This window comes from Bradyrhizobium sp., assembly GCF_036009065.1.
Classification (GTDB): domain Bacteria; phylum Pseudomonadota; class Alphaproteobacteria; order Rhizobiales; family Xanthobacteraceae; genus Bradyrhizobium.
On record NZ_DASYMN010000243.1, the window covers coordinates 1 to 9928 of the forward strand.

11 protein-coding genes are annotated in these 9928 nt (G+C 63.9%); 4 read left to right on the forward strand and 7 right to left on the reverse strand.

Annotated features, from left to right (window positions below; genetic code table 11):
• On the forward strand, nucleotides 1-1328 hold a 1328-nt coding region (locus VGP39_RS14695), incomplete at its 5' end, for an amidase (protein WP_327568831.1).
• Nucleotides 1329-1487: 159 nt separating this feature from the next.
• Nucleotides 1488-2378, forward strand: coding sequence for a crotonase/enoyl-CoA hydratase family protein (locus VGP39_RS14700; RefSeq protein WP_327568832.1), 891 nt, complete (start codon nucleotides 1488-1490; stop codon nucleotides 2376-2378).
• A 128-nt stretch (nucleotides 2379-2506) separates the two neighbouring features.
• On the opposite strand, the gene VGP39_RS14705 is transcribed toward VGP39_RS14700, so the two are convergent.
• The 3 genes from VGP39_RS14705 to VGP39_RS14715 all read right to left on the reverse strand — a co-directional run bounded on the left by VGP39_RS14705 (nucleotide 2507) and on the right by VGP39_RS14715 (nucleotide 4949).
• Nucleotides 2507-3484 (reverse strand): NADPH:quinone oxidoreductase family protein, encoded by a 978-nt coding sequence (locus VGP39_RS14705; protein ID WP_327568833.1) that lies wholly within the window; start codon nucleotides 3482-3484, stop codon nucleotides 2507-2509.
• Between the two features lie 2 nt (nucleotides 3485-3486).
• Nucleotides 3487-4095 carry a 2-hydroxychromene-2-carboxylate isomerase gene (locus VGP39_RS14710; protein ID WP_327568834.1) on the reverse strand — a complete coding sequence of 203 codons (609 nt, stop codon included), beginning with the start codon at nucleotides 4093-4095 and terminating at the stop codon, nucleotides 3487-3489.
• 152 nt (nucleotides 4096-4247) lie between these two features.
• Nucleotides 4248-4949 carry a glutathione S-transferase N-terminal domain-containing protein gene (locus tag VGP39_RS14715; RefSeq protein ID WP_327568835.1) on the reverse strand — a complete coding sequence of 234 codons (702 nt, stop codon included), beginning with the start codon at nucleotides 4947-4949 and terminating at the stop codon, nucleotides 4248-4250.
• 222 nt (nucleotides 4950-5171) lie between these two features.
• Between VGP39_RS14715 and VGP39_RS14720 the strand changes: the two genes are divergently transcribed.
• The gene (locus VGP39_RS14720; protein ID WP_327568836.1) at nucleotides 5172-6194 is read left to right on the forward strand and encodes a methionine synthase; all 1023 of its coding nucleotides are present in this window, start codon (nucleotides 5172-5174) and stop codon (nucleotides 6192-6194) included.
• 119 nt (nucleotides 6195-6313) lie between these two features.
• On the opposite strand, the gene VGP39_RS14725 is transcribed toward VGP39_RS14720, so the two are convergent.
• The 4 genes from VGP39_RS14725 to VGP39_RS14740 form a co-directional block, all read right to left on the reverse strand.
• Nucleotides 6314-6952, reverse strand: a complete 639-nt coding sequence (locus VGP39_RS14725) for a hypothetical protein (RefSeq protein WP_327568837.1) — start codon at nucleotides 6950-6952, stop codon at nucleotides 6314-6316.
• 1 nt (nucleotide 6953) lies between these two features.
• Entirely contained in the window at nucleotides 6954-7481 is a 528-nt protein-coding gene (gene gpt, locus VGP39_RS14730) for a xanthine phosphoribosyltransferase (RefSeq protein ID WP_327568838.1), read from the reverse strand.
• 9 nt (nucleotides 7482-7490) lie between these two features.
• Nucleotides 7491-7910, reverse strand: a complete 420-nt coding sequence (locus VGP39_RS14735; RefSeq protein WP_327568839.1) for a PaaI family thioesterase — start codon at nucleotides 7908-7910, stop codon at nucleotides 7491-7493.
• 106 nt (nucleotides 7911-8016) lie between these two features.
• Nucleotides 8017-8757, reverse strand: a complete 741-nt coding sequence (locus VGP39_RS14740) for a competence/damage-inducible protein A (RefSeq protein ID WP_327568840.1) — start codon at nucleotides 8755-8757, stop codon at nucleotides 8017-8019.
• 223 nt (nucleotides 8758-8980) lie between these two features.
• Between VGP39_RS14740 and VGP39_RS14745 the strand changes: the two genes are divergently transcribed.
• Nucleotides 8981-9928, forward strand: a 948-nt coding sequence (locus VGP39_RS14745; RefSeq protein WP_327568841.1) for a circularly permuted type 2 ATP-grasp protein, incomplete at its 3' end; no start/stop codon positions are given.

Below are 9928 nucleotides of genomic sequence, written 5' to 3' on the forward strand. Positions count from 1 at the left end.
CCTCCGAAGTGCTGGAGGATGTGCTCGCGCACATCGCGGTGTGGGAGCCGCATATCAAGGCGCTGTACGCGTTCGATCCCGAGCGCGCGCGCGCGGCCGCCAAAGCGTCGAGCGAACGCTGGCAGAAAGGCGAGCCGGCCGGTCCGCTCGACGGCGTGCCCATCACCATCAAGGAGAACATAGCCACCAAGGGCGTGCCGGTGCCGCTCGGCGCCGCGACCACCAAGCTCATTGCGGCAGCTGCCGACGCACCGCCGGCGGCGCGATTGCGCGAAGCGGGTGCGGTGATCTTCTCAAAAACCACCATGCCGGATTACGGCATGCTGTCGTCGGGGCTATCGAGCTTTCACCCGCTCACCCGCAATCCCTGGGATCTGTCGAAAAATCCCGGTGGCTCCAGCGCCGGCGCGGCCGCCGCGGGCGCTGCCGGTTACGGCCCGCTGCATCTCGGCACCGACATCGGCGGCTCGGTACGGCTGCCGGCCTGCTGGTGCGGCCTGGTGGCGCTGAAGCCGAGCCTGGGGCGAATTCCGATCGATCCGCCCTATGTCGGCCGCGTTGCAGGTCCCATGACCCGCACTGTCGATGACGCCGCGCTGATGATGAGCGTGCTGTCAAAACCCGACCGCCGCGACGGCATGAGCCTGCCGCCTGACGACATCAACTGGAAGGCGCTCTCCTGCCCGCCGCGCAGATTGCGCATCGGACTGATGCTCGACCTCGGCGTCGGACAGCCGCTGGAGCAGGAAGTCCGCGACGTGGCGATCAGCGCCGCGCGCGCGTTCGAGGCCACCGGCGCCGGGATCACCGAGGTGGCGGGCGTGTTGACGCGCGAGATGCTTGACGGCCTCGACGCCTTCTGGCGTGCGCGCGCGTGGGACGATCTTTCAAAACTCGCGCCGGAGATGCGCGGCAAGGCGCTGCCTTATATCTACAAATGGGCGGAGGCCGGCGCGAAACTCACGGGCCTCGATGTAATTAGGGGCCTCAATGCCACGATGGCGATCCGCGCCGCGGCGGCAAAGTTGTTCGTCGACGTCGACTATCTGATTTCGCCGGTGTCTCCGGTGGTGAACTTCGCCGCCGAACTGGCCTCGCCGATCAACGATCCGGCAAAACCGTTCGAGCACATCGGTTACACCGTGCCGTGGAACATGGCGGAGAATCCGGCGGCCTCGATCAACGGCGGCTACAGCGCCGCCGGCTTTCCGATCGGCGTGCAGATCGTCGGCCGCCGCTTTGACGACCTCGGCGTGCTGCGGATGGCAAAGGCGTTCGAGGGATTGCGCGGGCCGCAGAGGCCCTGGCCGGCGGCGCCGAAGAGATAACACCGCCGTCATCCTGAGGAGCCGCGCGCTTGCGCGGCGTCTCGAAGGATGGCCGCTTGCGCCTGCGGCCCATCCTTCGAGGCTCGCCGCAAGAGGCGGCGAGCACCTCAGGATGACGGCAGAACAAACAACGCGAACAATCACTGGAGGAACCACCCGATGACCTACGAGACGATCAAATACGAGGTCGCCGAACAAATCCTCACCATCACGCTGAACAGGCCCGACAAGCTCAACGCCTTCAACGGCGCGATGCAGAAGGAACTGATCGACGCCTTCGATGCGGCCGACAAGGACGACACGATCCGCGCCATTGTCGTCACCGGCGCAGGCCGCGCATTCTGCGCCGGCGCCGACCTGTCGGAAGGCGCAAAAACCTTCGACCGCGACGCACGGCGCGGACCGGTAAAGCGGCTCGCCAATGGCGCCGTCGATTACAGCGATCCCAACGCACGCGACGGCGGCGGCCAGGTGACGCTGCGCATCTTCAAATGCTTGAAACCCGTGATCGGCGCCATCAATGGCGCCGCGGTCGGCATCGGCGTCACCATGCAGCTGGCGATGGATATCCGCATTGCATCGGAGAATGCGCGGTTCGGTTTCGTGTTCTCGCAGCGCGGCATCGTGCCGGAGGCGGCGTCGAGCTGGTTTTTGCCGCGCATCGTCGGCATCAGCCAGGCGCTGGAGTGGTGCTACACCGGCCGGGTGTTTCCGGCGCAGGAGGCGCTGGCCGGCCGCCTCGTCAGCAGAGTGGTGCCGGCGGATGAGCTGTTACCGGCCGCCCGCGCGCTGGCGCGCGAAATCGCCGACAAGACCGCGCCGGTGTCGGTGGCGCTGATCCGGCAGATGATGTGGCGCATGCTCGGCGCCGACGATCCGATGGAAGCCCACAAGGTCGACAGCCGCGGCATCTACACGCGCGGCCGTTCCGAGGACGTCAAGGAAGGCGTGGTGTCGTTCCTGGAAAAGCGGCCCGCGGTGTTCAAGAATACGGTGTCGGCGGATATGCCCGACTATTTCCCGTGGTGGGAAGAGCGGGAATATGAGTGACGACACTTCCACAAATTCCTCCGTCATCCTGAGGAGCCGCGCGCTTGCGCGGCGTCTCGAAGGATAGGCCACGACTCGCGGCCATCCTTCGAGGCTCGCCCAAGAGGGCGAGCACCTCAGGATGACGACTACCTCGTGTTTAGCGCTACGCGGCCGATCGCCTTGCGATCGATCAGCAACCGCATCGCCTGCGCATAGTCCTCCAGCGGCAGCCGGTGCGAAATGTTCGGCCGGATTTTTCCGGCCTCCGCCCACTCGCCCAGCGCCTTGATGCGCGCGACGGCCAGCGCCGGATTTTTCCGTGCCGCTTCGCCGGCGCGCACCCCGAGGACGCTGGCACCCTTGATCAGCACCAGATTGGTGCGGGCAAGACCGATGCCGCCGGTGAAGCCGATGATGAGAACCCGCGCGCCCCAGGCGATGCAGCGCAGGCTCTGCTCAAAAATTTCGCCGCCGACAGGGTCATAGACCACATCGGCGCCGCGGCCGTCGGTGAGGCGCTTGACCGCGTCGCGGAACTGTTCGCGGCTATACAGCACCAGATGATCGGCGCCGCGCCCTTGCGCCACCGCCAGCTTTTCCTCGCTCGAGGCAGCAGCGATCACGGTTGCGCCGAGCAGCTTGCCGAGTTCGACTGCGGCCAGGCCCACGCCGCCGCCGGCACCGTGCACCAGCAGCACTTCGCCGGATTTGATCTGCGCGCGGTCGACCAGCCCATGATAGGCGGTGCCGTGCGCGGCAAGAAACGTCGCGCCTTCGGCATAGTCGAATGTGTTCGGCAGTGGCGTGAGTTGCGCCGTCGTGACGACGGCCTCGTCGGCGTAGCCGCCGTGGCGCAACTTCACGATCACCCTGTCGCCGACCGCGACGCCCTTTGCCGCGCCGTCGACCTCGGTCACCTCGCCTGCGGCCTCCATGCCCGGAATGAACGGCAGTTCCGGCTTGAGCTGATACTCGCCCGCCGCCATCAGAATGTCGGGAAAGTTGATACCCGCCGCATGAATGGCGACACGCACCTGCCCCGAGGCCAGCGGCACAGACGCAAAGCTCTCCAGCCGCAGTTTCTCCGGCGGGCCGAGTTCGCGGCAGACTACGGCGCGCGGCATTTTTATGCCGCGCTCGCCTTGCGGCGTTGCAGCGCTTCGCGGAGCAGCGGCAGGCGGTCGTTGCCGAAATACATGTCGGTCCTGTCGATGAAGATGGTCGGCGAGCCAAAGCCGCCGCGCGCCATCACCTCGTCGGTATTGGCCTTGAGCTGGTCCTTGACCGCCTGATCGCCGATCCCTGCGAAGAACTTTGCGGGGTCGACGCCGACGCGCTGGCAAACTTCCGTCAGCACCGCATCCTGCGAGATGTCCTTGTCCTCGCCCCAATAGATTTCGAACACCGCGCGCGCGAACGGCAGCATCTCCTGGCGTAAGAAAATGCAGCCGCGCATCGCCTTGACGCTGTTCACCGGAAACACCGTCGGCCGCATCTTGATCGCAAGACCCGCCGAGCGCGCCCAGTCCGCCATGTCCTTCTTCTGATAACTGACCTTGGCCGGCACCGGATGCTCGCGCGAGGCATAGACGCTGGGGTTGATGCTGTTGAAAATCCCGCCGACCAGGATCGGCCGCCACGAAATCTCCTGGCCGAATTCCTTTGCCAGCGGCCGGATGTTGTGGAAGGCGAGATAGGTCCAGGGGCTGGAGCAGTCGAAGAAGAATTCGATCATGGGTGCTTTCCTCGTTTATGCGGCTTGAGCCGATTTCATTGTTGTACTCACGCGCCAGCCCCGTCATTGCCGGCGAAGCGAAGCAATCCAGACTGCTTCAAGGCAAAAGACTGGATTGCTTCGTCGCAAGAGCTCCTCGCAATGACGGCGGATCATTTCTGTCCCGACAGCGCTTTCGCCGCCTGCCCGAACATGTTCTTCCGGGCCTCTTCATCGAACGGCTCCTTGACGAATTTGCCCACGGCAAGCCCGGCCTGCACCTGCGGGCGCGCGCGCACTTCGGCGTACCAGCGTTTTACGTGCGGATGATCGTCGAGCGTAAAACCCTGCGCCTTGTGGGTCATGGTCCATGGGAAGCAGGCGATGTCGGCGATCGAATATTCGCCGGCGACATACGCGCCTGTCTTGCCCAGTTGCCGGTCGAGCACGCCGTACAGCCGCGCCGCCTCGTCGCGATAGCGCTCGATGGCGTAGGGAATTTTCTCTGGCGCATAGAGGGCAAAATGGCCGTGCTGGCCGAGCATCGGCCCGAGTCCGCCCATCTGCCACATCACCCACTGGATGGTTCTGGAGCGGCCGCGCAGATCCCCGGGCAGAAAGCGCCCGGTTTTCTCCGCGAGATAGATCAGGATGGCGCCTGTCTCGAATACCGAGAACGGCTCGCCGCCGTCTGTCGGCGTATGATCGACGATCGCGGGAATCCGGTTGTTGGGGCTGATCGCGAGAAATTCCGGCTTGAACTGATCACCGGCGCGGATGTTCACGGGGATCACCGTGTAGGGCAGCCCCAGCTCCTCCAGCATGATCGAGATTTTCCAGCCGTTCGGCGTCGGCGCGTAGTGCAGGTCGATCATGGCAAACCCGGTCCAGTTGTCTGGTGCAATCCTAGTGCATGATCGGCCCAAGTAAAATCGTCATTGCCGGGCTTGACCCGGCAATCCATCCTCTTCGAGAGACTCGTGCGAAGTGGATGGATACGCGGGTCAAGCCCGCGTATGAGGACTTTTGTTGTTCTGTACGCCGCGCTCAGGACATGGCAGATAGACGCCCAAATCAAAAACCAGAGAGGGACGCCCATGCTGTTTCCAACCACGATCGCCGGCTCATTGCCGAAACCGGAATGGCTGGCCGAGCCCAACGTGCTGTGGGCGCCCTGGAAATCCCAAGGCGCCGAGCTTGAGCGCGCCAAGCGCGACGCCACCATGCTGGCGGTAAAGCTGCAGGAAGACGCCGGCATCGATATCGTTACCGAGGGCGAGCAGGCGCGCCAGCATTTCGTGCACGGCTTTCTCGCCAATATCGACGGCATCGATTTCGCGCACAAGGTCGAGATGGGAATCCGCAAAGACCGCTACAAGGCGATGGTGCCGCAGGTGGTGGCGCCGCTGAAATTGAAGGGCCGCGTCCACGCCGACGAGGCGCGCATCGCCCGCACCCACACCTCGCATCAGTTGAAGTTCACTTTGCCCGGCCCGATGACCATCATCGACACCATCGCCGACCAGTATTATGGCGACCGCGTCAAGATGGCATTCGCGTTCGCCGAACTGCTCAACGAGGAAGCCAAGGCGCTGCAGGCCGACGGCGTCGATGTGATCCAGTTCGACGAGCCGGCCTTCAATGTCTACATGGACGAGGTCAGCGACTGGGGCATCAAGGCGCTGGAACGCGCCGCCGCGGGGCTGACCTGCGCCACTGCCGTTCACATCTGTTACGGCTACGGCATCAAGGCCAACACCGACTGGAAGCAGACGCTGGGCAGCGAGTGGCGGCAGTATCAGGACATCTTTCCGGCGATCGACGCGAGTTCGATTCAGCAGGTCGCGATCGAATGCCGCAATTCGAAGGTGCCGCTGGAATTGCTCGCCCTGCTCAAGGGCAAGATCGTGCAGGCCGGCGTGATCGACGTCGCCAGCGATGCCGTGGAGACCGCGGAGGATGTGGTGAGCACGATCGAGGCGGTGATGAGGCACGTCCCGGCGAGCAACATCGTCGCCACCACCAATTGCGGCATGGCGCCGATGCATCGCGACATCGCCGAAGCAAAGCTGATGGCGCTCGGCGCGGGGGCGAAGCTGGCACGGCAGCGGTTTGGGTGAGCCGCCACAAACACCGCCGTCATCCTGAGGTGCTCGCCGTTCTTCACGGCGAGCCTCGAAGGATGGCCACAGGCGCGTATACGGCCATCCTTCGAGACGCCGCGCAAGTGCGCGGCTCCTCAGGATGACGGTTCGGTTTGTTGGACGGCAGTCGGATGCAGCACAGGCCGATATCCCGCGGCTAACGCACGTAGCGCCGATGGCGGCGTCAGAAGCATGGCGTTGGTGATGCCCTGCACTTTGCGATATCCCTCGAACGACCACAGCAACGCCCTACCCCGCGCTATCAAATAACTCTCGCCTGCCGCCTGCACCATCGCGCCATCGGGCAATGCATGAAGCGGCATGGGAAGCTCATGTAACCGCTTGTTGCGGCGATCCAGTCGCTCGCGGTGAAGCACCGCATCGATATCGGGTGCACTTGCATGCGCAACGTCATTCCCCCGCTGCCACGCCGCGCGAAAGGCGTTGGCGTCGTCGCGGCGGCAGTAGAAGCACGGGCGGTGCCCGGCCGCGAACGCGGTTGCCTCGTCGACAAAGAACAATTCGGTCCAGCTTCGCGTGCCCATCACGTCGCGGCGGCGGCCGCGGAATTCACAAGTACAGGTAATCCACGCCTTGCTGCTCCAGCGCCGGTTCAGCAGCGTACGCGTCGCGGGATCGTGGATGATGCCGCGGTTGCCGGTGAACAGGCCGCGATACGGCGTCGAGACGATGTCGCCGGAAGGCGTGACCCGGTTTTGCAGGGGCGGCCGCAAGCTACGCCGCGCCGTCGCGGATCGGCGGCAGGAAGGCTAGCGCGGTATCCCAGGGAAAGAAGATCCAGGTGTCCTGCGACACTTCGGTAATAAAAGTGTCGACCAGCGGACGGCCCTTCGGCTTGGCGTAGACGGTGGCGAAATGCGCATCCGGCATCATCTCGCGTACCAGCCGTCCGGTTTTTCCGGTGTCGACGAGATCGTCGACGATCAACAGTCCCTTGCCGGTGCCGCCGCCGAGCGCGGCGGTATCCGCCGAGATGCCCTTGAGCACCTGCAGATCGCCCTGCTTGGCATGATCGTAGCTGGCGATGCAGACGGTATCGATGATGCGGACACCAAGCTCGCGCGCCACGATCGCCGCGGGCACCAGCCCGCCGCGGGTGATGGCGATCACCGCATGAAACGGCCCGACCTCGTTGAGCCGCCAGGTCAGCGCGCGGCAGTCGCGGTGAAACTGGTCCCACGACACCGGAAACGCCTTGCCCGCCCGCTCCTGAGCGCTCAATTCCGGAATATCCCCCGCCATGCCTGTCTCCTACATCTTGCGAATGATCGCCGTGGCCGTCGCGGTCGCGACGATCTTGTCGTTCTGAAACAGTTCGCTGCTCAACTGGCAGATTTCCTTGCCGCGCAGCACCACGCGGCCGATGCCCTTCAGCGGTCCGGGTTTTGCGGGCCGGTGAAACTGCACGTTGAGATTGACCGTCGGCGCGAATTCGCCGGCGTCCAGCGTCGCGGTCAGCGCCGGTCCCATGGTGTCATCGAGCATGGCGGCAAGAAAGCCGCCCTGCACATTGCCAGCCGGATTGAGAAATTCCGGCTTCGCCTCGAAGTTGACTTCGGCCGTGCCGCGCTCGCCATCGATCGCTGCGAATTCGATGCCCAGCGTTTTCGCGCAAGGCGGCGGTGGGAGGCGGCCGTCGACGATTTTCCAGAAGAAGGAATTCTTGTCCACGATTACTCCTGATCATTTCCGTCATTGCGAGGAGCCCTTGCGACGAAGCAATCCAGTCTTGCTTGTGGCTCTGGATTGCTTCGCTGCACCCGCAATGACGGTGTCTCTACCGCGCAACATTCAGCCCGGCCAGCATCTCTTTCACCGCGCTCATCGCCGCATTCAGCTTTTCCGGATCGCGGGAGCGGACCACCAGATTGGTGTTGGGCTTCTTGTCCTCGTCCTGGAACGGATAGCTGCCGATGACGGTCTCGGGATGGGCATTGGCGATGTCCCGCAACGGCCCGCCGATGTCGCCTTCGCGCGCATTGGCACGGACCGAATCCGAGAGCATGCGCACGCCGGATTTCAGTTTTGGCGTGATGATGTCCATCATCGCCTGCATGATCGAGGGCACGCCGGCCATCACAATGACGTTGCCGATCTTGAAGCCGGGCGCCAGGATGGTCGCGCTCTGGATCAGTTCGGCGCCGTCGGGAATCCGCGCCATTCGCAAGCGCGCCTCGTTCAGTTCTCCGGCGCCCTGGAAACGTTCGCGAAACCGCGCCACCACTTCCGGATGGTGATCGATGCCGACGCCGAACGCCTTGGCCACGCTGTCGGCGGTGATGTCGTCATGGGTCGGCCCGATGCCGCCGGTGGTGAAGACGTAATCGTAGCGGTGGCGCAGCGCGTCCAGCGCCGCGATGATGTCGGCCTCCTCGTCGGCGACGACGCGGACCTCCTTGAGGTCGATCCCGATATTGGTGAGGTATTCGGCGATGAAGCCGATGTTCTTGTCCTTGGTGCGGCCGGACAGGATTTCGTCCCCGATCACCAGGATTCCCGCAGTGACGATATCGCTCATGACCTCTCCTCGCCACCTGTGGGACCTGCGCTATTTTGCCGCCGAAATGAGCAGGTTCTAGCTGTTTTTTCGGGCAAAGCCGCCACTCACCTGTTCCAAATGCCGTCCGGCCCATGCATATCGCGCTGGCCCGGGCCTTGCTACCATCCCTTTTTGTCATGCACTGTGTTGCGCGGCCAAGAAAATAGTCGAGCGAAATGTCGGGTAAAAACAGTCGGGGTATATGGCAGTTGCGTTCGACGAAATGAACGGGCCCGGCGGCGACCTCCGCCCGGCCTACCAGGAACTCTCCCGCTGGCTCAAGGAGACGTCGCCTGACGCGCTGGAATATCGCCGCCAGGAGGCCGAACTGCTGTTCCGCCGGATCGGCATCACCTTTGCCGTCTATGGCGACGCCGAAGCCCAGGAACGGCTGATCCCCTTCGACGTGATCCCGCGGATTTTTTCGGGCAAGGAATGGACGCTGCTGGAAAAGGGCCTGAAACAGCGGGTCCGCGCGCTCAACATGTTCCTGCGCGACGTCTATCACGGCCGCGATATCCTGCGCGCCACCATCATTCCCGACGACCTGATCTTCCAGAACCCGGTATTCCGCCCCGAGATGAACGGCCAGCACGTGCCGCACGACGTCTATGTCCATATCGCCGGCATCGACATCATCCGTACCGAGCCTGAAAATTTCTTCGTGCTGGAGGATAACGCGCGCACGCCTTCCGGCGTGTCCTACATGCTGGAAAACCGCGAAATCATGATGCGGCTATTTCCGGACCTGTTCGCCCGCCACCGCGTCGCACCTGTGGAAAAGTATCCGGACGAACTGCTGTCCGCGCTGCGCTCGGTGGCGCCGGTCAGCGCTTCGGCGGAGCCGACGGTCGCCCTGATGACTCCCGGCGTCTACAATTCCGCGTTCTACGAGCACTCGTTCCTGGCGGACAAGCTCGGCGTCGAACTGGTCGAGGGCCGCGACCTCATTGTCAAGAACGATGAGGTGTTCATGCGCACCACCGAGGGCCTCAAGCGGGTCGACGTGATCTACCGCCGCGTCGACGACGATTTTCTCGATCCCCTCACCTTCCGCCCGGATTCCGCGCTCGGCGTGCCCGGCCTGATGTCGGCCTATATGGCCGGCAACGTCACGCTTGCCAATGCGGTGGGCACCGGCATCGCCGAC